General features: G+C 71.2%; 21 protein-coding genes. 10 read left to right on the forward strand and 11 right to left on the reverse strand.

The genetic code is table 11. The annotated features are described in order from the left end of the window. Positions 1-1157 (forward strand): RNA-guided endonuclease InsQ/TnpB family protein (locus ACTWPV_RS23640; RefSeq protein ID WP_443153444.1); only part of this gene is annotated, 1157 nt, incomplete at its 5' end. 152 nt (positions 1158-1309) lie between these two features. Continuing rightward, positions 1310-2272: a helix-turn-helix transcriptional regulator gene (locus ACTWPV_RS23645; RefSeq protein WP_347649404.1), complete on the forward strand. Its 963-nt coding sequence runs from the start codon at positions 1310-1312 to the stop codon at positions 2270-2272. Between the two features lie 72 nt (positions 2273-2344). Here the strand turns inward: ACTWPV_RS23645 and ACTWPV_RS23650 are convergent, their stop codons facing one another. Further along, complete coding sequence (locus ACTWPV_RS23650) at positions 2345-5251, reverse strand: BTAD domain-containing putative transcriptional regulator (RefSeq protein WP_443153445.1); 2907 nt, start codon at positions 5249-5251, stop codon at positions 2345-2347. A 99-nt stretch (positions 5252-5350) separates the two neighbouring features. Between ACTWPV_RS23650 and ACTWPV_RS23655 the strand changes: the two genes are divergently transcribed. The 5 genes from ACTWPV_RS23655 (at position 5351) to ACTWPV_RS23675 (ending at position 9374) form a co-directional block, all read left to right on the forward strand. Next, positions 5351-5932 (forward strand): dihydrofolate reductase family protein, encoded by a 582-nt coding sequence (locus tag ACTWPV_RS23655; protein ID WP_443153446.1) that lies wholly within the window; start codon positions 5351-5353, stop codon positions 5930-5932. A 72-nt stretch (positions 5933-6004) separates the two neighbouring features. Further along, positions 6005-6301, forward strand: a complete 297-nt coding sequence (locus ACTWPV_RS23660; protein WP_347649407.1) for a DUF3817 domain-containing protein — start codon at positions 6005-6007, stop codon at positions 6299-6301. Positions 6302-6489: 188 nt separating this feature from the next. After that, on the forward strand, positions 6490-6828 hold the full coding sequence (locus ACTWPV_RS23665) for a histone-like nucleoid-structuring protein Lsr2 (protein ID WP_347619729.1): 339 nt from the start codon (positions 6490-6492) through the stop codon (positions 6826-6828). 405 nt (positions 6829-7233) lie between these two features. Beyond that, entirely contained in the window at positions 7234-8181 is a 948-nt protein-coding gene (locus tag ACTWPV_RS23670) for a sulfotransferase (RefSeq protein WP_347649408.1), read from the forward strand. 134 nt (positions 8182-8315) lie between these two features. Then, the gene (locus tag ACTWPV_RS23675) at positions 8316-9374 is read left to right on the forward strand and encodes an LLM class flavin-dependent oxidoreductase (RefSeq protein WP_443153447.1); all 1059 of its coding nucleotides are present in this window, start codon (positions 8316-8318) and stop codon (positions 9372-9374) included. A gap of 15 nt (positions 9375-9389) precedes the next feature. Here ACTWPV_RS23675 and ACTWPV_RS23680 read toward each other — a convergent pair whose 3' ends face one another. The 9 genes from ACTWPV_RS23680 to ACTWPV_RS23720 all read right to left on the reverse strand — a co-directional run bounded on the left by ACTWPV_RS23680 (position 9390) and on the right by ACTWPV_RS23720 (position 17235). Further along, a complete protein-coding gene (locus tag ACTWPV_RS23680; protein WP_443153448.1) occupies positions 9390-10196 on the reverse strand; it encodes a carbon-nitrogen hydrolase family protein in 807 nt (268 codons plus the stop codon). Between the two features lie 23 nt (positions 10197-10219). Next, a complete protein-coding gene (locus tag ACTWPV_RS23685) occupies positions 10220-10867 on the reverse strand; it encodes an RraA family protein (protein WP_347649411.1) in 648 nt (215 codons plus the stop codon). A 34-nt stretch (positions 10868-10901) separates the two neighbouring features. Further along, on the reverse strand, positions 10902-11693 hold the full coding sequence (locus tag ACTWPV_RS23690; protein ID WP_443153449.1) for an ABC transporter permease: 792 nt from the start codon (positions 11691-11693) through the stop codon (positions 10902-10904). A 9-nt stretch (positions 11694-11702) separates the two neighbouring features. Continuing rightward, positions 11703-12563 carry an ABC transporter permease gene (locus ACTWPV_RS23695; protein ID WP_347649413.1) on the reverse strand — a complete coding sequence of 287 codons (861 nt, stop codon included), beginning with the start codon at positions 12561-12563 and terminating at the stop codon, positions 11703-11705. Further along, on the reverse strand, positions 12560-13615 hold the full coding sequence (locus ACTWPV_RS23700) for an ABC transporter ATP-binding protein (RefSeq protein WP_347649414.1): 1056 nt from the start codon (positions 13613-13615) through the stop codon (positions 12560-12562). The genes ACTWPV_RS23695 and ACTWPV_RS23700 overlap by 4 nt, the downstream gene beginning before the upstream one ends. Positions 13616-13624: 9 nt before the next feature. Further along, positions 13625-14695, reverse strand: coding sequence for an ABC transporter substrate-binding protein (locus ACTWPV_RS23705; protein ID WP_443153450.1), 1071 nt, complete (start codon positions 14693-14695; stop codon positions 13625-13627). Then, entirely contained in the window at positions 14692-15381 is a 690-nt protein-coding gene (locus tag ACTWPV_RS23710; protein ID WP_443153451.1) for a GntR family transcriptional regulator, read from the reverse strand. Before ACTWPV_RS23710 ends, ACTWPV_RS23705 begins: the two co-directional genes overlap by 4 nt. Positions 15382-15490: 109 nt before the next feature. Beyond that, the gene (locus ACTWPV_RS23715; RefSeq protein WP_443153452.1) at positions 15491-16135 is read right to left on the reverse strand and encodes a response regulator; all 645 of its coding nucleotides are present in this window, start codon (positions 16133-16135) and stop codon (positions 15491-15493) included. Then, entirely contained in the window at positions 16132-17235 is a 1104-nt protein-coding gene (locus ACTWPV_RS23720) for a sensor histidine kinase (protein WP_443153453.1), read from the reverse strand. Before ACTWPV_RS23720 ends, ACTWPV_RS23715 begins: the two co-directional genes overlap by 4 nt. A 111-nt stretch (positions 17236-17346) precedes the next feature. On the opposite strand from ACTWPV_RS23720, the gene ACTWPV_RS23725 reads away from it, so the two are divergent. The 3 genes from ACTWPV_RS23725 (at position 17347) to ACTWPV_RS23735 (ending at position 20560) form a co-directional block, all read left to right on the forward strand. Next, positions 17347-18084 (forward strand): ABC transporter ATP-binding protein, encoded by a 738-nt coding sequence (locus ACTWPV_RS23725; RefSeq protein ID WP_443153454.1) that lies wholly within the window; start codon positions 17347-17349, stop codon positions 18082-18084. After that, the gene (locus ACTWPV_RS23730; RefSeq protein WP_347647718.1) at positions 18081-18842 is read left to right on the forward strand and encodes an ABC transporter permease; all 762 of its coding nucleotides are present in this window, start codon (positions 18081-18083) and stop codon (positions 18840-18842) included. Before ACTWPV_RS23725 ends, ACTWPV_RS23730 begins: the two co-directional genes overlap by 4 nt. Before the next feature lie 71 nt (positions 18843-18913). After that, on the forward strand, positions 18914-20560 hold the full coding sequence (locus ACTWPV_RS23735) for a PucR family transcriptional regulator (protein WP_443153455.1): 1647 nt from the start codon (positions 18914-18916) through the stop codon (positions 20558-20560). Positions 20561-20567: 7 nt separating this feature from the next. Here ACTWPV_RS23735 and ACTWPV_RS23740 read toward each other — a convergent pair whose 3' ends face one another. Then, positions 20568-22298, reverse strand: a complete 1731-nt coding sequence (locus ACTWPV_RS23740) for an ABC transporter family substrate-binding protein (RefSeq protein ID WP_443153456.1) — start codon at positions 22296-22298, stop codon at positions 20568-20570.

Below are 22298 nucleotides of genomic sequence, written 5' to 3' on the forward strand. Positions count from 1 at the left end.
GCCCCACCGCCCGGCAGGCGGCGGCGCTCGCGGCGTGCCTGGAAGACCACCGCACGCTGTACAACGCCGCCTTGGAGCACCGCCGCACCGCCTACGCCAAGGCGGGCGTGAGCGTCCGGTACGGCGATCAGTCGGCCGAGCTGAAACACATCCGCGCCGATGACCCGGACGGGCAGGGGCGTTGGTCGTTCTCGTCCCAGCAGGCCACCCTGCGACGGCTCGACAAGGCGTTTCGCGCGTTCTTCGACCGCGTCAGGGCCGGACGCGCGCCGGGGTTCCCGCGTTTCAAGGGGCGCGGCCGGTTCGGCACGGTCGAGTGGCCGAAGGACGGCGACGGCTGCCGGTGGGACTCCCAGCCCGGCCACCCCACCGTCACCTACGTGCGCCTGCAGGGCGTCGGGCACGTCCGCGTCCACCGGCACCGCGCGGTCAAGGGCCGGGTGAAGACGATCGCGGTGAAGCGGGAAGGCAGCCGGTGGTTCGTGGTGCTGTCGTGCGACGACGTGCCCGCCGAACCGCTGCCCGCCACCAGCGCGGTCGCGGGGATCGACATGGGGGTGGCCTCGCTCGTCACCACCTCCGACGGCGGCCGGGCGGCCAACCCCCGCCACCAGGCCGCCACCGCCGGCCGTCTGGCCGACGCCCAGCGAGACCTCGCCCGCAGGAAACGGGGCTCCAAGCGGCGGCGCAAGGCGGTGACCCGCGTGGCCGCGCTGCACGCCAAGGTCCGCCGCCAGCGGCTCGACCACGCCCACAAGGCCGCGCTCGCCCTGGTGACCGCCTATGACGTGATCGTGCACGAGGACCTGCGGATCGCGAACATGACCCGCTCGGCGTCCGGCACGACCGAAGCCCCCGGCCGCAACGTCGCCGCCAAGTCCGGCCTCAACCGGTCGATCCTGGACGCGGGCTGGGGGGTGTTCCTGACGATCCTCGCGCACAAGGCTGAAAGCGCCGGTCGAGAGCTGATCGCGGTGAACCCTGCCGGCACCTCCCGCACGTGCGCCCGCTGCGGGCACTGCGCACGGGAGAATCGCGTCACCCAGGCCGCGTTCGCCTGCACGGCGTGCGGACATGCCGCGCACGCCGACGTGAACGCGGCGGTCAACATCTTGAGGGCAGGGCTTGCCCTTCGCCAGGCTGCGCAAGCGGCTTAGCGAGAAGCCGCTTCCTTCAGGGAGCGGAGGAGTCACGTCAGTCCTCTTTCTCCAGTAGACGGACAGATAACGTTCGCTGCAGCGACCTCACGATAGGACCGATTCCGGACGATGTACTTCCGGTTCTTGCCGTGGCCGCCTAGTCTGCTCGTGTGCCGGCCGACCTCAGCCCAACCGCGCGCGCCCTGCGCACGCTCGAAACCCTCCAGGCCCGGCCCGGCGTGACGGCCGGCGAGCTCGCCGCCACCCTGGGAGTCACGGAACGGGCCGCGCGCCGGTACGTCGGGATCCTCAGGGAGGCGGGCATCCCCGTCGATTCGGCCAGAGGCCCCTACGGCGGTTACCGGCTCGGGCGCGGGACGCGACTGCCTCCGGTCGCCTTCACCGAAGCCGAGGCCCTGGGCCTCGTCATGGCGGTGCTCGACGGCCAGCCCTCCGCCTCCGGCACCGACGACCTCGTCGGCGCCGCCCTGAGCAAGGTCATCCGCGCGCTGCCCGAGAGCGTCGGCCGGCAGGCGGCGGCGCTGCGCGCGCACGCCTCGGCCGCGCCCGACCCGCGCTCCGCCCGCCCTGACCCGGCTACCACCGGCACGCTCGTCGCCGCCGCCGCGGGCCGGCGCGGCCTCGTGATCACCTACCGGAGCGAGTCCGGCAACGAATGGGAGGCCGACGTCGATCCCTGGGCGGTCGTCGTCCGCCACGGGCGCTGGTATCTCCTGTGCCACTCCCACCGCGCGGACGCGATCCGCACCTACCGGGTCGACCGCATCCACGCCGTCCGGCAGACGGCCCGCACGTTCGAACCGCCCGGCGACCTCGACCCGGTCGCGGCGCTGGAGGAGAACCTGGGCACGGGATGGAAGTTCCCCACCCGCGTGGTGTTCGACGCCCCGCCCGCTGAGGTCGCGCCCTGGATCCGGCCGCCCATGGGACGCCTCGAACCGTCGGGCGACGGGTGCGTGCTCACCGGGAGCACCAGCAATCCGGCGATGTACGCGCAGGAGTGGCTGGCCTGCGTGCCGCTCGCCTTCCGGGTGGAGGGCGGGCCGGAGCTCCGGGCCGCGGTCGCGGCACTCGCCTCGCGTTTCGCCGCCGCCGTGGCGGACCGCCCCTGACCCCGGCCCTCGCGCTCCGTCCCGCCGAGGCGGCGACCTCGGGGAGGGCACCGTCGGGAAGGTGTCATCAGCTCAGGCGCCGCCGGGGAAGGCGCCATCAGGACACGCGTCCACAGGGAAGGCGCCATCGGGACGGGTGCCATCGAGACGGGTGCCATCGGGACGGGTGCCATCGGGACGGGTGGCGGAGAAGGTGGCGGCGGCAAGTCCGTCAAGGGCAGCCAGTTGGGCGCGGATCTGGTCGGTGGTCGAGGGGTCGAGGTCGCCGAGGAGAAGGTGGGCGTGACGCCAGTGCTCGCGGGCTGCCGCGTGGTCGCCCGCGAGACGGTGGCAGGCGCCCAGGTGGGCGAGGGTGCTGGCCTCGGCGTACGGGTCGCCGAGCGCCCGGAACAGGGCGAGTGCCCGGTGGTGGCAGTCGACCGCGGCGGCGGTGTCGCCCAGCCGGAGGTGGGCGTCGGCGAGACACGACCACGCGTGAGCCTGGTAGGGCCGGTTGCCGAGCTCCTGGTGCAGGGCCAGGGCCTGCTCGCACAGGTCGCGCGCCTGCCCGTGGTCCCCCAGGCGGCCGTGGTGGAGACCGAGGTCGGTGAGCGCGATGGCCTGGCCTGAGCGGTCGCCCAGCCGGGCGAAGAGGTCGTGGGCGCGGCGGGCGGCGTCGAGGGCTTCGGCGTCGCGGCCCTGGAGAGCGTGGACGTGGCCGCGATAGTGGTGCGTCCACGCCTGGTGGGCCGGGTCGTCACCTGATCGTTCCAGCGCGGCGTCGAGGTGGTGGTGGGCGTCGTCGAAGCGCCCCAGGTCGGCCAGCGCGGCGGCCAGGTTGCGGCGTACGCGGATCTCTTCCGCCCGGTCGCCCAGCCGCCGGGCGGCGGCCACGGCGACCCGCTGGGTCTCGGCCCGGTCGTGCCAGCGCCCGCGCCGGTGCAGGTGGACGAACAACGCCCGGGCCAGATCGCAGACGTGCCGGTCGAGCCCCAGATCGGCGGCGAGCTTCAGGACGGCGAGCAGGGCGGGGCGCTCGGCCGTGAGCCAGTCCATCGCCTCGTCAGATCCTTCGAAGCCGGTGACGGAGACACCGGGCAGGGGCGCCGCGGGAGCCTCGATCTCCACGGGCCCGTGGAGGTGCAGCGCGGCGGCGTACGCGGTGTGCGCGTAGTGGTCGGCGAGGCGCCGCAGCGCGGCGTCCCTGTCGTCGTCGCGGGCCAGGCAGAGTTCGGAGGCGTAGGCGCGCAGCAGGTCGTGGCAGGAGTAGCGGCCAGGGGCGTGCTCGGCGAGCAGGCTGGCACGGGCCAGCTCGGCCAGCGGCGCCCGTACGCGCGAGACCGGGACGCCCGCCAGGCTGGCGGCGGCGTCGACCGTGCAGCCAGGGCCGGGATGCAGCCCGGCGACCAGCCGGAACAACCGCGCCGCCGCCTCGCCGCCGAGCGTCTCGTACGACCATGAGAAGATCGCTCGTACGCCGGCGGCACGGTCGAGCGCGCCGAGGGTGTCCCGGAGCTCGCCGGCCAGCTCGCCGAGCGGGTGCGCGGGCTGGATCGCGGCACGGGCGGCGACGATGGCCAGCGCCAGCGGCAGCCCGGCGCAGCGGCGGACGATGGTGCCGGTGGCGTCGGGGTCGGCGGCGATGCGGTCATGGCCGAGCCGGCGGGCCAGCAACCGGCGGGCCTCGTCCGGAGGCAGCAGGTCGAGGGTGAGCGGGCGCGCGCCGTACGTCATGACCAGCCCGGCGAGGTGGTCACGGCTCGTGACCAGCACCAGGCATCCCGGCGCGCCGGGCAGCAGCGGAGCCACCTGGCCGGCGTCGCGGGCGTTGTCCAGCACCACGAGCATGCGCCGCCCGGCCAGCAGGCTGCGGTAGAGCCCGGCCTGCGCGGCCGGTCCGTCCGGTATCCGGTGCGGCGGCACCTCCAGCGCGCCGAGGAACTCGCGGACGGCCGTCTCCGGTCGTACGGCCTCGCATGACGGGTCGTATCCGCGCAGGTCGGCGTAGAGCTGGCCGTCCGGGAACGAGCCGGCGACCCGGTGCGCCCAGTGCACGGCGAGCGTGGTCTTCCCGACGCCGGCCGTGCCGGCGATCACGGCGATCCGCGCCGACCCGGGCCTCGGCTCGTCGGGCGGGCCGAGCAGCGCGTCGAGCGCCACCAGCTCGGGCTCCCGCGCGGCGAACCCGTCGAGGGCGGCGGGCAGCTGCCTGGGCACCACGCGTCCGCGGGGAGCGGCTCCGCCCGCGAGCAGGTCGGCGTGGACCTGCCGCAGCTCGGGGCTGGGATCGGCGCCGAGCTCCGCGGCGAGCCGGCGCCGGATCGTCTCGTAGCGCTCCAGCGCCTCCGCGGGGCGGCCGGCCGCCTCCAGGGCGCGGAGCAGCCGCGCCCAGAGGGATTCGCGCAGCGGGTGCCGCTCGGCCAGGTCTGCGGGCTCGGTCAGGTCGGGGCACGATCCGCCGGCGAGGTCCAGGTCGATCCGCCGCTCCCACGCCGTCAGGTACCGCTCCTGCAGCGCCGGCGCCACGGACTGCTCCAGCCAGTCCGAGCGGATCCCGTCGAAGGGGGTGCCGCGCCACAGGTCGAGCGCGGCGGCCACCCGGGACCGCTCGGTCACCCGGTCGCGCGCCGCCGCGGCCTCGTCGAGCAGGCGGCCGAAGCGGAGCGCGTCGACACGGTCAGGCTCGGTGGACAGCAGGTAGCCGCCCGGTCTGGCCACGATCAGCTGGTCCGCTGGAGCGCCCAGGACGCGGCGCAACCGCTTGACGTTCGTGCGGACGTTGGCCCGCGGGTCGCCGCGCCGGTCGGCGCCCCACACCGCGCTCGCCAGCCGGTCCACCGGGACGACCCGGCCCGCTGACAGCGCCAGCACGGCCAGCAGCGCCCGCAGCCGCCCGGCGGGCAGCTCGACCGGCCGTCCGGCCACCGAGACGCGCAGCTGTCCGAGCAGCTCGACGGTCAACACGCGGATCGTTCCCTTCCTGGTGGCGGCGAGTTTCACGCGACTGACACAACACTGCCACCGCGCTCCGCCAGGCTGGCGAGCGTCCCGTCCGAGGTGCGTACCGAGGGCCGAACTCCACCAGGGAAGGAACTGTCAATGAGCAAGGTCATTTCAGGAATCTCGATGTCGTTGGACGGGTTCGTCACCGGGCCGGACGTCACCCGCGAGCAGCAGCTGGGAGACGGCGGCGACGTCCTGCACAGGTGGCTGCACGAGCCGGACCCGCGCGACACCGAGCTGTTGGACGGGATGCGCGAAGGTGCCGGCGCGCTGCTGATGGGCCGGCTCTCCTACGACCTGGCCGAGGGCGACGGAGGGTGGGGGGACGGCGGCCCGGCCGGCCCGGTGCCGTGTTTCGTGCTCACCCACAACCCGCCGGCCCCGGAGACGGTCCGGGCACCGTCGGTCTTCACCTTCGTCACCGACGGCGTCCGCAGCGCCGTGGAGCGGGCGAAGGCGGTGGCCGGGGGCAAGGTGGTCGCCGTGCACGGCGCGAGTGTCGCCCAGCAGTGCCTGGCCGCGGGCCTCATGGACGAGATCCAGATCCATCTGGCTCCGGTGCTGCTCGGCGGCGGCACGCGGCTGTTCGAACATCTGGGCGGCCGGTTCCTGCTGGAGCGCGTCGCGGTGATCGACAGTCCGAACGCCACCCACCTGCGCTACAGGGTGGTCCGCTAGCGCTCCGGAGGGGACGGGTTCGTGCTCTACAGCCTGTAGAGTACGAATTCCGTTCGGGCGAAAGGTGAAAGCATGCTGCGTTGGTTCCGGGTCGTGGCGGTGGCCGAGGCGTGCTCGTGGGCGGGCCTGCTGGTCGGGATGTTCTTCAAGCACGTGACCGCCACCGGCGAGCTCGGCGTGAAGGTGTTCGGGCCGATCCACGGGGCGATGTTCGTGTTGTACGCGCTCGGCGTGGTGCTTTCCGCGCGGGAGGCGGGCTGGAGCCGGGGCGCCGTGGTGCTGGGCCTGGCGTGCGCGGTGCCGCCGTTCACCTCGTTGTGGTTCGAACGCCGGATGGCGGCGCGCGCGGCGGTCGGCCAGGCGACCTGACCGGGCCGGTCGCCGGCGGCGCCGGTTCCCCCACGAATAGGGCTGTCTTGAATATTTTTTCAACTTCGCCGATCTCGGCACCCCCGCGACAGGTCATGTGAAACGCGGCTCACACGACCCCGGACGATGCATATGGTGCTGAAGGCGGCTACAGTACGCTGCAACCATAGCGTCCTTGGAGCACCATCATGGCGAAGCGCATCGTTGAATCTTTTATCGACGACATCGACGGAAGTGAAGCCGAGGGAACCACCGCGTTCGCCCTCGACGGCACTAACTACGAGATCGACCTGTCCGGCGACAACAGGGAGAAGTTGGAGAAGGCTCTCGCGCCCTTCATCACCAAGGCGCGCGCGGTCCGCGCCGAGCGGACCCGCGGGCGGCGCGGAGCCGGCGGCGCGTCCCGGTCCATCAGCCGTGAGAAGTCCACCGAGATCAGGCGGTGGGCCAAGGCCCAGGGCCTTCCGGTGAGCGAGCGCGGCCGCATCGCCGCCACCATCGTCCAGCAGTACGAAGCGGCCCACTGACCGGGCGCGCCCGGACCCGGCTCCGCCCTATTGGAAACGGGGCCGCCGGCACGATCGAGCCGCGCGGGCGAGCACATCTCCATAAGTCGCGGGAATTGCGGCCGGAGCCGAGTTCATGGAGACCGGCCCGCGGCCGCCGGTGCAGAACAAAGGGAACTAGCGGTAACTGGCGCCGCTTTGAATAAAGGTTAATCTCGACCGTGCCGGCGGCTCTTCGCGTGGGCGAGGGCCGGGCTCCTCGCCGACCCATGATGTCGGCGACGCCGAGCCTCGACCTCACTGTGATGGGCCCCCAGTTCGCCGAAGCGGTTTCGGCCGGAGGGGGTTGGACCCTACGTTGGGGTGGATGAACCCGAGCACGATCGCTTCCCCATTCGTAGCCCGCCTCTTCCCACGCTCTCAGGTATGACCATGGCACCGACTCCCCCGCATCAGCCGATCCGCATCCTGTTCGTCGGTGGCCACGGCAGGTCGGGCAGCACCCTGGTCTCCCGCGCGCTGGGCGCGGCCGAGGGCGCGGCCTGCGTCGGCGAACTGCGCTACCTCTGGACGCAGGGCGTGACCAAGAACCAGCTCTGCGGCTGCAGCAGGAGATTTCGCCGGTGCACGTTCTGGCAGGAGGTCGGCCAGGCCGCCTTCGGCGGCTGGCGGAACGTCGACGCCGCCGAGATGGCCAGGCTGCACCGCTCCGTCATGCGCATCAGGCACGTGCCGCGCTACGTCCTGCCCGGCGCCACGGGCGCCTTCGCCCGGCGCGTCCACCGGTACGCCGAGACCATGGCCGCCGTCTACCGGGGGATCGCCGAGGTCAGCGGGAGCTCGGTGATCGTCGACTCCTCCAAGTTCCCCACCTCGGCGCTGCTGCTGCGCCGCGTCTCCGGCATCGACCTGCGCATCGTCCAGCTCGTACGAGGCCCGCACGGCGTCGTCCACTCCTGGTCCCGCAAGGTCCAGCGCGCCGACAAGAACGGGCGGCTGATGGCCACCCACTCCCCGGCGCAGACCGCCGCCGAATGGCTGGCCTTCAACGCCGCCATCGAGTCGTTCCGCCTGACCAGCACCCCGTGGACGCTCCTGCGCTACGAGGACTTCGTGGCCCGGCCGCACCGTGAGCTGTCCAGGGTGCTGGAGTTCGCCGGGCTGCCGTCGGCCGGCACGCCGTTCCTCGGGGACGGCACGATCGACCTGCCCGCCGATCACAGTGTGGCGGGCAACCCGATGCGCATCCGTACGGGCGTGGTGCCGCTCCAGGCGGACGAGGAGTGGAGGTCGGCGATGCGCCCGGCCCGCCGCCGCCTGATCACGGCCTTCACCGCCCCGGGGATGTTGCGTTACGGTTACCCGCTGCGCTGACCCCGCGTAACGGACCCGGTCCGGCGACGCCCTCCTTCCTGCACGCGCGCCCCTGGGCCGAGCACCGGCTCCGGCCGCTCATTATTTAGGCTATACCTACATGGAAGGTAGGTTTTGCGACAGGAAGGCCGCTGATGAACCTCCAGTTCCTCTGGTACATCCCGAATCAGGTAGAGCCCGGGCACCGCGGCGACGACACCGTGGAGAACCACAACAGCCTGGAGACCCTGACCGAGCACGCCAGGACCCTTGAGGCGCACGGGTGGGGCGGGGCGCTCATCGGCACGGGCTGGGGACGGCCCGACACGTTCACGGCCGCCACCGCGCTGGCCGCGCGGACGTCCACGTTCCAGCCGCTCATCGCGATCCGGCCCGGCTACTGGCACCCGGCCAACTTCGCCTCCGCGGCCGCGACCCTCGACCACCTCAGCGGAGGGCGCGTGCTGGTCAACATCGTGTCGGGCAAGGACAACCTGGCGGCGTACGGCGACAGCGAAGGCGACCAGGCCGACCGCTACGCCCGGACGAAGGAGTTCATGCGGATCGTGCGGAAGTTGTGGACCGAGGAGGACGTCACCTACAAGGGCGAGCACTTCAGCGTCACCGGCTCCACCGTGACGCCGCGGATCGTCGTCAGGGGCGAGCGCACGCACCCCCGGCTCTACTTCGGCGGCGCTTCCGAGGCCGCCGAGCGGGTGGCGGCCACCGAGGCGGACGTCCAGCTCTTCTGGGGGGAGCCGCTCGACGGCGTGCGCGCGCGGATCGAGCGGCTCAGGAGCCTCGGCGAGGAGCTCGGACGGGAGCACCCTCCGCTGGAGTTCGGGCTGCGGATCACCACGCTGGTGCGTGACACCACCGAACAGGCCTGGGCCGACGCCGAGGCCAAGGTCGCGGAGATGGCGAAGGGCAACGGCTGGCGCGGCCCCAACTGGAGCGCCGCCGTGGGCCAGCGGCGGCTGCTCGACCTGGCCGCGCGGGGAGAGGTGCTCGACGACAACCTCTACACCGCGCCCGGCAGGTACGGCGCCGGCGGCGCGGGCACCACCTGGCTGGTGGGCTCGGCCGAGGACGTGGCCAGGTCGCTGCGCAAGTACCAGGCCCTCGGCGTCACCCACTTCGTCCTGTCCGACACCCCCTACCTGCCGGAGATCAAGCGCCAGGGGGACCGGTTGTTGCCGCTGCTCCGCGGGTGAGCGCCAGGTCGCACGTCACGCGGAGGGGAGGGCGGCGATCGTGAAGCGGCGGTTGGCCAGGCTGGGGTTCTTGGCCCGCACCTGGTCGATCCGCTCGGCCGACAGGGCGCCCGACGCGAGGCCCTCCGACTCGCCGGCCGACGCGACGATCGTGCCCATCGGGTCGATGATCATGCTCTGCCCGGTGCAGTTGGGGCCGGACTGACCCGACATGACCAGGTAGGAGGTGTTCTCGATCGCGCGGGCGCGGGCCAGCGTGGTCCAGTGGTCCTCCTTGGCGGGGCCGACCACCCAGGCGGCGGGCACGATGACCGCGTTCGCGCCGGCGTCCACGAGCAGCCGGGCGATCTCGGGGAAGCGCAGGTCGTAGCAGGTCATCACCCCGAACGTGAGCCCGCCCATGCGGAAGGTCAGCGGCGTGAACTCCGCGGGCTGGATGCGGTCGGACTCCTTGTAGCCGAAGGCGTCGTAGAGGTGCACCTTGCGGTAGACGCCGATGCGAGCGCCGTCGGCGTCGAAGGCGACCACGGTGTTGGAGGAGCGGGGGTTGTCCGGCAGCTTCTCCGTCATGCCCGCGACGACCGCGATGCCGTGGCGCTTGGCGGCCTCGCCGACGGCCGCAACGAACGTGCCGTCCAGCGACTCCACGGCACCGCTGATGTCGGCGGTGACGTCGGGATTGGAGTACATCGCGTTCTCGGGAAGCACGACCAGGCCGGCCCCGTCGCCGGCGGCGCGCTCGATCAGCCCGCGCACCTTCTCGAGGTTCGACTCCTTGTCGGTGGTGGCGCCGAACTGCGCCACCGCGATCTTGATGCTCATCTGATCTCCTTGGATAACGGCGGTCATGCGAAGTACTTGGCCGCGCCTGAGTAGTCGGAAATGCGGCCGCCCGCCGCGATCGCCTCACGGGCGGGGATCTCGGCGTCCTCCTTCTTCTTCAGCACCGCCGCGATCTCCAGCGCCTCGGCCGGGTCGAGGATCGCCACCCCGTCGGAGTCGGCGAACACCACGTCACCCGGCGTGACCACGACGCCGCCGATCGACACCGGCACGTTGATGGACCCTTCGATGCCGGAGATCCGCGTGGTGTGGGCGGCGACGCCCCGCGAGTACGCGGGGAAACCGTATCCGGCCATCTCCTCGATGTCGTTGATCTGCCCGTCGATGACGGCGCCCACGGCTCCCCTGGTCTTGGCCGTGAACGACACCAGCCCGCCGAAGCACGACCGCTGCTCGTCGCCGCTCTGCTCGACGACGAGGACGTCGCCGGGCCGCAGGTCGTCGACCGCGACGTGCACGGCGGTCGAGTCGAGATGCGGCAGGCGCACGGTGACCGCGGTGCCGACGAACTTCAGCGGCCGCGCGTTGGGCGTCAGCCCTCGGGGGAAACCGTGATCACGCAGGTGGCCGAGGGTCGAGGTGCAGACCTGGCTCAGGGCCTCGGCGATGCGGGGATCGATCGAGGGGGCGGACGGATGGCGGACGAACATGAAACAACTCCCGTAACTGATATCTGCTGAGGTCCTAGCGGAGGACCTTCTTCAGGCCGGCCGCCCGTTCGATGACCACCATGAACAGCACGCTGATGGCGATCAGCACGACCGACAGCGCCGCGATCTGCGGATCGGTCCTGCTCTCCACGTAGTGGAAGATCTCGACGGGCAGGGTGGTGGCCTGCGGGCCGACGACGAAGAGGGAGATGACCGCCTCGTCGAAGGAGATGAGGAAGGCGATCACGCCGCCGGCCAGCACCCCGGGGGCGATGAGCGGCAGGGTCACGCGGGTGAACGTGCGCCAGGGGGACGCTCCGAGGGTGCGGGAGGCCTCCTCGCAGGACCGGTTCATAGTCATCAGGCTCATGGAGGTGGTCCTGACGACGTAGGGCACCGTGATGGCCAGGTGGGCCACGATGAGCCCGCCGTACGTTCCGGTGATCTTGAGGGGGGCGAGGACCAGCAGGAGCGCGAGCCCGAGGACGATCGCCGGCACCATCAGCGGTGACAGGAAAAATCCGGACAGGGCCTCGCGGAACCGGAACTCGTGCCTGGTCAGGGCCACCGCGACGGGCACCCCGATCAGCAGCGCCAGCAGCGCCACCCCCACGCCCACCACGGCGCTCACCTGGAACCCGTGGATGAACTCCGCGTTCTGGGCCAGGCGCTCGTACCACTGGAAGGTGAAGCCCTGCGGCGGGAACGACATCGTCGACTGCGTGTCGAACGAGATGACCACCACCATGAGGATGGGCGCCAGGAGGAACAGGTACAGCAGGGTCACGACCACCCTGGTCGGCCAGCCCTTGAGCTTGGATGTCACGCCGCCCCCCTACTGGGCCTCGATGCGCCGCAGCGCCCGCTGGTAGATGACGATGACGACGGCGAAGAGCGCGAGCAGGATGAACGCGATGGCCGCGGCGAACGGCCAGTTGAGCGTCGCCGTCGCCTGGTCGTAGATCTCGGTCGCCAGATAGAAGACCTTCCCGCCGCCCACCAGCCGCGGCGTGACGAACGAGCTGATCGTCAGCACGAACACCAGCAGCGCCCCGGTCAGCACGCCCGGCATGCTGAGCGGCCACACGATCCGCCAGAAGGTGCGCCAGCGGTTGGCTCCGAGGCTCTGCGCCGCGTGCTCGAGCTCGGGGTTGAACCGGCCGAACCCCGCGAGCAGGCAGAGGATCATGTACGGCATCATGATCTCGACGAGCGCGATGTAGACGCCGAGCCGGTTGTTGATCAGCGCGAGCGGCTGGTCCACCAGGCCCGCGCCCAGCAGCGCCTGGTTCACCACACCCTGGTTGCCGAGCAGCACGAGCCAGCCGTACGTACGGACGACCGAGCTCGTCAGCAACGGCGCCACGGCCAGCGCCACCAGGATGCCCTTGAACTTCGACTCGGTCCGCACCAGGAACAACGCGATCGGGTACGACACCAGGATCGTCAGCACCGTGACGCCGAGGCCCAGCAGCGTGGTCTCCCACGCCATGTCCCAGTAGTAGGAGTCCCCGACGAACTGCGCGTACGAGTCGAGGGTGAACGTCTCCTCGATGAACCCGGTGGAGTCCCCCCGGTTGAAGCTCATCCGCAGGAGCCAGGCCAGCGGCAGGACGAAGGAGACGGCCAGGCCGATCAGCCCCGGCACCGTCAGGCCCAGCACGGTCAGCCGGGCGGAGCGGGTCTTCGCAGTCATGTCAGTACCAGGGCGTCCTCGGCCTGCCAGGACAGCCGGACGGTCGCGCCGCGCTCCAGGCGCTCCGCCGCGCCGGCCACGGACTGGACGGACACGGTGTCGTCCCCGACCCGCACGCCGTACTCGATGGAGTCGCCCACGTAGACGACCGTCTCGACCGTGCCGTGGGCGTCGTCGGCGGCGGCCTTGCTCAGTTGCAGGCGGTGCGGGCGGACCAGCACCGTCGCGGGCCCCTTCGCGCCGTGGTCGTCGACGGCCCGCAGCTGCCCCAGCCCGGCCACGTCGAGCTCCGCGACGCCGTTCGCGGTGTGCGTGATCTCGGCGTCGAAGAGGTTGGCGCGGCCGATGAAGTTGGCGACGAACCGGTTGGCGGGGTGCTCGTAGATCTGCTCGGGCGTGCCGACCTGCTCGATGACGCCCTCCGACATGACGACGATGCGGTCGGACACGGCCAGCGCCTCGTCCTGGTCGTGGGTGACGAAGACGGTGGTGATGCCCAGCTTGCGCTGGATCGACCGGATCTCCTCGCGCATGGTGTCGCGCAGCTTGGCGTCCAGGTTGGACAGGGGCTCGTCGAGCAGCAGCACCGACGGCTCGATGACCAGGGCGCGGGCGAGCGCGACCCGCTGCTGCTGGCCGCCGGAGAGCTGCTTGATGCGGCGGCCGCTCAGGTGACCCAGTCTGACCAGGTCGAGCGCCTCCTCGACCCGCCGTCTGGCCTCCGCCTTGGAGGTGCGGCGCATCTCCAGGCCGAAGGCGACGTTGCGGGCGACGTTCAGATGGGGGAAGAGCGCGTAGTTCTGGAAGACCAGGCCCATGCCGCGCTGGTGGACGGGGGTCCTGGTCAGCTCCTTGCCGTCCAGGTGGATGCGGCCCGAGGTCGCCTCGATGAGACCGGCGATCATGCGCAGGGTCGTCGTCTTACCGCACCCGGAAGGGCCCAGCAGGGAGACGAACTCGCCCTGGTCGATGCCGAGGGTGAAGTCCGCGACGCTGGGGCGCTCCGTCCCCGGATATTTCTTGACGATCCCGTCGAGCTGGAGGAAGGACATCGTGCCGCCTCAGCTCGCCAGGATCTCTCGGCGCCACAACTGCGTCCACTTCTCGCGGTTGGCGGCCACCTGTGTCCAGTCGACCTGCAGGATCTCGGCGGACTTCGCCGGGTCGAGCGAGGTGCGCTTCAGCGCCTTCTCGCTCGGCTTCGCCTTGGTGTTGGTGGGCGCGTAGAACATGGCCTCGGTGAAGGCCTCCTGCGACTCGGGGCTCAGCGTGTAGTTGATGAACGTCTGCGCGGCGGCCGGGGACGGCGAGTCCTTCACCAGGTTGATGGTGTTGATCTGGAAGATGGTCTGCTCGTCCACGATGGCCACTTTGAGCTTGCCCTTGCTCTCGTCGGCGTAGTACTGGCCGCGCGCGTTCCAGCCGACGGCCAGCGCCGCGGTCCCCGACTGCACGAGCGTGTACGAGTCGGGCTGCGGCGCCCAGGTCTGCACGTTCGGCGCCAGCTGCTTGAGCCGGGCGATGCCCTGGTCGACGGACTTGGTGTAGTCGCCGCCCGCCTTGGCGTTCTCGATGAGCATGAGGCCGGCGCCCTGGATGTCGGGCTGGGCCGGCACCACGACCTTGCCCTTGTACTTGGGGTCCCACAGGGCGTCCCACGACGTGGGGGCCGGGGTGACGGAGTCGTTGTAGAGCAGGACGAGGCTGTCGAACGTCAGCGCCGGGCCGAAGTTGCCCTCGACCTTGCCCCGGGGGTCGATGTCCTTCATGTTCGGCACCTTGGCCGGGTCGAGCGGCTGGAACACCTCGGACTTGTTGCCGGTGCCGGAGGTGGAGATGTCCATGATGGAGATGTCGGTGTCCGGACTGTTCTTCGCGGCGCGCAGTGACGCCAGGTTCTCGGCGGAGTTGGCCGAGCCTACGAAGTTGACCTTGATTTTCGGGTATTTCTTCTGGAACGGCTCGATGACGGACTTCTTGAAGACGTCCTCGAAGATTCCCGAATATCCCTTGACGGTGATGGTTCCTGCGTCGGGCGCGTCGTTGGTGGGGGTGCTGGAACTACCGGAACAGCCCGCCACCGTGGCCAGCGCAATGGCGAGCAGCCCGCCGGCCAACGGCTTCAACTTCATGGTGGTTCTCCTTGTGACGACCGGGCCGGCGGCGGGGGGATCATGGGGTCGAGCTGCTGCAGCGCCATCTGCCGTGCGTACGACTTGTCGATGTGCTGCCGCACCAGCGTCTCTGACCTGTCCGGATCCTTGTCCTTGAGCGCGGCGGCGATCGCCCGGTGGTCCTCGTTGGTGTTCTCCATGCCGAGCGTGCTGTGGGCCAGGTACCAGATCCGCAGAGATCCGCAGTTGAGCCGGTTCACCGCTTCGGCCAGGAACGGATTGTCGGTCGACTTGGCGATCTCGAGGTGGAACTGGTGGTCGTACTCGATGGCCCCGTACGGCTGGCCGGCCGCGATCTCGTCGTCGATGCGATCGCAGATCCGTTCCAGCTCGTCGAGATGCGCTGGGGTGGCGCGTCTGGCCGCCAGCCGCGCCACCGGCTCCTCCAGGAGGTGGCGCGACTCGTACAGCCTGGACAGATCCCTGACCCGGATCCCGCGCACGTAAGGGGTGCGGTGCGGCGGGTAGTTGATGAACTGCTCGTCGGCCAGCTTCTTGAGCGCCTCCCTGATGGGGGTGCGCCCGAACCCGTAGCGGGTCGAGAGCATCGCGTCGTCCAGGGGCAGGTCCTCGACGAGGTCGCCCGTGACGATCGCCCTTCGCAGAACGTGGTACGCCTGCTCAGTCTTTGTCCGTCCGGTCAAGGTCATCCGTATACCCTCGATATATTTGAAGTACAAGGAAAGTACGAGACGGTGCATGCCGAGGTCAAGACCCTGAGCTCATTCACCGTGATCGGTCAACGACCGACCGTCAGCGCAGGATGCCTTCGTGCAGGGCGCGCAGCACGGCGTTGGTGCGATCGCGAGCGTCGAGCTTGAGCAGGATCGTGGACACGTAGTTCTTCACCGTGCCCTCGGCCAGGAACAACGCCCTGGCGATCTCCCGGTTGGCGTAGCCCTCGGCCACGAGCCGCAACACCTCGAGTTCGCGCTCGGTGAGCTCCTGCACCGGTGCCGCGTCGCCGCCGGCCGGTGGAGGGCCGGAGCGGATCGCGCGCAGCAGCCGGTCGGTGATCGACGGCGCGACGAGCGTGCCGCCGTCGGCCAGGGTGCGCACCGCCCTGGTCAGCTGCTCCAAGGTCACGTCCTTGAGCAGGTAGCCGCGCGCGCCCGCCCGGAGCGCCTGCAGCACGAGCGTGTCGTCGTTGAAGGTCGTCAGCACGAGGACCGGCGTCTCGATGCCGCGCTCGCGCAGGCGTTCGAGCGTCCAGATCCCATCGTAACGCGGCATTCTCAGATCCAGCAGCACCACGTCCGGCCCGGTCGCCGCGATGACCTCGATCGCCGCCCGCCCGTCGTCGGCCTCACCGGCCACCTCGACGTCGGCGACCTCCAGCAGGCTGCGGATCCCCTGACGGACGAGCGTCTGGTCGTCGACCACCACGACCCGGGTCACGACGCCGGCACCTGAGCCGTGACCCGGAACCCGCTCCTGCCGTCGACACTGACCTCGCCGCCGAGCGCCTCGAACCGCTCGGCCAGCCCGCGCAACCCGTTGCCGAGCACCGGATCGGCCGCGCCACGGCCGTCGTCCACCGCGGTCAGCCGCACCGCGTCGCCGTCGGACGCGACCTCGATCCACAGCTCGCGGGCGCCGGCATGCCTGATCGTGTTGGTGACGATCTCCTGCACGGCTCGTACGAGCGCCGCGACCTGCTCCTCGCCTGCCCGCACCTCGGGTGCGACCTCGATCGACACCTCGAGGCCGGGCAGATCGCGCACGACCTGCCGCAGGGCCTCCGTGAGGTCGGACGACTCGGTGCGCAGCCGGCCGACGGTGGCGCGCACGTCACCCAGCAGGTCGCGCGCCACCCGGTTGGCCCGCTCGACGTGCTCCCTGGCCCGCTCCCCGTCGCGGTGACGCGCCGCCTCCAGCTCCAGGGTGAGCACGGTGAGCTGGTGGCCGATGAGGTCGTGCAGATCGCGGGAGATCCGGAGCCGCTCGGCGGTGCGCGCCGACTCCGACAACAACACGCTCGCCGCCTGGAGCCCGACGTGCGCCTCGGTCAGCTCGCGCCGCATGCGCTGCTCCCGCATGGTCACCAGCGAGCTCAGCAGCGTCGCCGCCTGGATGAGCACGTAGAAGCCGATGCCGAGGGCCGTGTCGGCGGCGTCCATGCCGCGCGATGCCGCGGACAGGGCGAGCACCACGGTGTTGAGGCCCACCACGACGAAGCCCGCCCACGGGGGCACGACGTGGACGCTGATCGCGGCGACGATCACCAGCAGGATCGGCAGGAGGCTCCACTGCTCCGCGGACACCACCACGGCCCACGACGCCACGACCGCCGCCGCGAACGCCGCGTGGCGGACCCACCGCGGACGGCCCGGGCCGCCGGCGACGAGAACGGCCGCGATGAACACCACGAACAACGTGATCCACAGGGCCCGGGGAATGACCGCGCCGGCCGCGCCGGCCAGGACCGGACCGCCGGCCACGACCGACACGACGAACATCGCCAGCCCTGACCACTCCTCCGGCCCGAGTCGACGCATGGCCTCACCCTAACGCCGGCCCGTCGCCGTCCTCGGGTGCCGAAAGTCATGCGCGCATGCCCTGACCTTCGGCACGGGCGCGCGCCCGCCTGGCCCGCCTACCGTCGCCGCATGGAAGAGACGGAAACGGCGGTGGAGGCCGCGAACCTCCGCAAACGCTACGGCGACACGGTGGCGGTCGACGATGTGAGCCTGCGCGTCGGGACGGGCGAGATCCTCGGCATCCTCGGCGGCAACGGGGCCGGCAAGACCACCACGGTGGAGATGATCGCCGGGCTGCGGAAGCCCGACAGCGGGCGTGTCCGCGTGCTCGGCCTCGATCCGGGGCGCGACCGCGCGAGGCTCCGCCAGGTGCTGGGGGTCCAGCTCCAGGAGGCCCAGCTCCACCACGCGCTGACGGTCGCCGAGCTCATCGGCATGTTCCACAGTTTCTACCCGCATCCGAGACCCGTCGAGGAGGTCCTGGAGCTCGTCGAGCTGACCGACCGGCGTACGACCCGCTTCGAGAAGCTCTCCGGCGGCCAGCAGCAGCGGCTCTCCATCGCCGTGGCCCTCGTCGGGCGGCCCCGCGTCGTGATCCTCGACGAGCTCACGACCGGGCTGGACCCGCGTACGCGCCGGCGGATGTGGGCCGCGGTCGAGCGGCTGCGCGACGAGCGGGTCACGGTGCTGCTCGTGAGCCACGCGATGGAGGAGGTGGAGCGGCTCTGCGATCGGGTGGCCCTCCTCGACGCCGGCCGCCTCGTGGCGCTCGACACGCCCGCCGGGCTGGTCGCCAGGACGGGAGCCGCGAACCTCGACGACGCGTTCGTCGCCCTTTCCGGATCGCGGCCGGAGGAGATCTCATGAACGCCGACGCCCGCCGTCCCGGCCTCGGGTCGTGGCTGACGCTCATCCGGTGCGAGGCCAGGATGGTCGTCCGCGACACGGCCGGGCTCGTCGTGCCCATCGGGCTGCCCCTGCTGGTCCTCGTGATGAACGCCTCGTCGGCCGGCGGCGAGGTGGTGGTCAACGGCCGCACGGTGCTGGACCTCTACGTGCTGCCCCTGGTGCTGGCCATCATCATCGCCACCATCGGCGTCGTCAACATGCCGAGCTTCCTGGCGTACTACCGGCGTGCCGGGATCCTGCGCCGCCTGTCGGTCACGCCGGCCTCGCCGGCCATGGTGCTGATCGCCCAGGCGGCGGTGAGCGCGCTGCAGACGATCATCGGCATCGGGGCGGCGCTCGCCGTGGCCGTGCTCGTCTTCGACGCCAACCTCCCCTTGCGTCCCGTCACGGCGCTCGGCCTCCTGCTGCTCGCGACCGCGGCGATGTACGCGGTCGGCATGATCGTGGCCGCCGTCGCCCCGACGCCGAACTCGGCCGTGGCGATCGGGCTCGTCGCCTTCTTCGCCCTCGGCGCCCTCGGCGGGCTGTTCGGCAGCCGGGAGAGCCTTCCCGAGACGCTGGCCATGGTGGGCGAGTGGCTGCCGTTCGGCGCCACCGTCGAGGTCCTGTCGAACGCCTGGGCGGGCACCCCGATCGAGCCCCTCCATCTGGTGAGCCTGTCCGTGACGGTCCTCGTCGGCGGCGCCGTCTCGGCCGCGTTCTTCCGATGGGACTGACGGCGTCGCGTAGAGGACAGAAGCCCGAGAGCTGGCCTTATGTCCGATGTGGGGCTTAGGATCTGTCACCGATGGTTGCACCAAGAGCGCGGCTCTCGCGGTTGCTCGACGACCTCGGACGCATGTTGCTCGACCTCATCGCGTCTCCCGGGGATCTGGACGGCGAACTGACGGGTGTGGCGATCCACGGCCCGGGCGACGAACTCACCGTCGAACCGGGCGAGCTCGTGCTCGGCGTGGGCCTGCACGACAACGACGCGATCGCCGGGCTCCTGCTTCGCCTCGGCGAACGCCGTGCGGTGGGGCTCGTCGTCAAGCACCCGGTGACCGCGGACGCCTCCGTCGTCGCGGCGGTGCGGGACAGCGGCGTGGCACTGTTCGGGCTCAACCGCGCCGCCTCGTGGTCGCACGTGGCCGCCATGCTCAGGGCGCTGCCGCTGGCCACGACCGACCTCACCGGCGGGGCGGACCTGCTCGCCGGCGCGCCTGCCGGTGACCTGTTCGCCCTCGCGAACGCGGTGGGGGCGCTGCTCGACGCGCCGGTGACGATCGAGGACCGCGCGTCACGCGTGCTGGCCTTCTCCGGGCACCAACACTGCGCCGACCAGGGCCGGGTCGAGACCATCCTCGGCCGGCAGGTCCCCGACCGCTACACGCAGCTGCTCGAACAGCGGGGTGCGTTCCGCGAGCTCTCCAAGGGCACGCCGGTCTACGTCGAGCCCCTCGCCGAGGACATGCTGCCGCGGGTCGCCATCGTCGTCAGGGCCGGGGACGAGGTGCTCGGCTCGATGTGGGCCGTGGTCAGGGAGCCGCTGTCCGAGGCACGTGCGGCGGCCTTCGCCGACTCGGCCAAGATCGTGGCGCTGCACATGTTGCGGGCCAGGGCGGGCGCCGACGTCGGGCGCCGGCTCAGCGCCGACCTGGTGGCCATGGTGCTGGAGGGCGGCCCCGGAGCTCCCGAGGCGGCCAACCGCCTCGGGCTCACCGACGGCCGGCTCTGCGTGATGGCCGCGCAGGTCGTCACGGGCGACGCCGCGGACACCGAGGCGGCCATGCAACGGCTGCGCGACGCCCTCGCCCTGCACTTCTCGGCGGTGCACCCGCGCTCGGCCGCGGCGCTGCTCGGCGGGACCACCTACGTCGTGCTGCCCGTCGGCGCGAGCGGCGACCGCGACGGCACGGCGTCCGTGGTCCGGCTGGCGGTGGACTTCCTCGCCCGGGTGGGGGCGCGTACGGACGCCGTCATCGGGGTCGGGCGGGCCACCATGTCACTCGCCGAGGTGACCCACTCCCGCCGCGAGGCCGACCGGGCGCTGCGGGTGTTGCAGACCGACCGCCGCTGCAGGCGGATCGCCCGCTACAGCGACGTCCAGGTGGAGTCGCTGCTGCTGCGCCTGGCCGATCTCGTCGCCGAGGACGGCGAGCTGCACCTCGGCTCGCTCGGAGCGCTGGTGGACTACGACGCCGAGCACGAGAGCGGCTTCGTCGACACCCTGTCGGCCTACCTCGACGCCTTCGGCAACGTCGCGGAGGCGGCCGCCGCGATGCACCTGCACCCCAACTCGTTCCGGTACAGGCTGCGCCGCGTCTGCGAGATCACCGGCCTCGACCTCGCCGACGCCGACGCGCGGCTCGCCGCGACGTTGCAGCTGCGGCTCTACCGCGTCGCCAGGGACCGGGGCGTGGTCAAGGAGACGGGATCCGCCCGGTCCCGGTGATGACCCGTCATGACTCGCCCAGCAGGCCCCACTGCTCGGTGTTGTAGGTGGGGAATCCCAGGCTGTTGTCGCGGACGTTGCCGAGCTTGGCGCTGTAGGCGAGGAACGACCTGTTCTGGTAGAGCGGCAGGATCGCGTAGTCCGACGAGACGATCCTGTCGGCCTCCTGCAGCTTCTCCGTCGCCGCCTGCGCGCTCGATGCCGAGAGTGCCTCGTTCAGCAGCCGGTCGACCTTGGGGTTGCCGTAGTTGTTGAGGTTGAACCGGCAGAAGGTCTGGTCCTCGGGGCAGCTCAGGTAGTAGGGGATGTTGCTGGTCGTCGCGAACGGCGACTGCGACACGGTGGCGACCGTCATCGCCCAGTTCCCTTCCTGCACGGCCTCGATCGTGTTGGCGACGGTGGCGACCTGCACGTCCACGCCGAGCGGCGCGAGGGCCGCCTTGACCAGCTGGGCCTCGCTGGCGCGCAGCTGGTCGCCCGCCTGGACCACGATGCGCAGCGGGGGCACGGCCTTGCCGTCCGGGTCGGCGAGCTTCGCCCCGACGCCGGTGTACCCCGCGTCGGTCAGGGTCTTCTTCGCCTTCTCGACGTCGCCGATGCCGTACCCGAGCTCGCTGACCACGTCGGAGTAGCCGGGCGCGCCGCCGATGAACAGGTGGCTCAGCAGGGGTTCCGCGGTGTCGTCGAACTGCCCGATCGTCTTGTCGATCACGTCCTGGACGCGGATCGCCTGGAAGATCGACTTGCGCAGGGCGACGTCCTGCAGCGCGCGGGCGTTGAGGTTCAGCCACAGCTTGTGGACCGATGCGCCCGGCGTCACCTGGTAGCGGACCCCGGGCAGCTCCTCGACCTGCTGGACGATGTCGACCTGCGGGTTCGGGTAGATGACGTCGACCTCCCCGTTCGCCAGCGAGGTCGGCTGCTGCGCGACGTCCGTGATGAGCCTGAAGACCAGCTTGTCCAGGTTCGGCGGCGGGCCGAACCACTTCTCGTTGCGGACCATCACCACGGAACCGTCGGAGGTGTACTCCTGGATCCGGAACGGGCCCGCCGAGAACTTCGGGACGGACTTGGCGAAGCCCTCGTTGAAGCTTTTCGCCAGGCCCGCGGCGGTGTCGGTCGGCCCGTACGTCTCGGCGACGTGGGCCGGCAGGAACGGCGAGAACAGCGCCTGCCAGTCGACGTACGGCTTGTCGAACACGACGGTGACGGTCCGCCCCTCGTCGGAGCCCTTCACCGACTTGATCCGGTCGTACCCGGCCGTGTTGGACGCCTGGCACTTGGGGCACTCACGCGGGTCGAGAACGCGCCAGGTGTAGACGAAGTCGTCCGCCGAGATCGGCCGGCCGTCGGACCAGACCGCCTCGGGGTCGATCGTGTACTTGATCGTCTGCGGTGAGTCGCCGACCTTCTCCGCGCTCGTCACGAGGGTCTCGTTGCGGACCGGCGTACCGTCCGGCTTGATCATGAAGGCGCCGGGCATCAGCACGCTCGAGATGTCGAGCACCGAGTAGGTCGCGCCGGCGGAGTTCAGCACGTTCCAGTTCGAGATCGGATAGGTGATGGTGTAGGTCGCCGTCCCGCCCTTGGCGACCTTCGCGGTGTTCATGGTGTTCACGTCACCCGTGACGCGCCCGTCGCCGGACGCCGTGCCGCCGCCTCCGCCCGCGCAGGCAGCGAGCAGCAGTGCCACGGCGCTCGTCGTCAGGGCCAGGGAGTGCTTCCCGCGGTAAGCCAT

Origin of the sequence: Nonomuraea sp. KM88, assembly GCF_052245635.1 — a bacterium.
In the GTDB taxonomy this organism is placed as follows: Bacteria; Actinomycetota; Actinomycetes; order Streptosporangiales; family Streptosporangiaceae; genus Nonomuraea.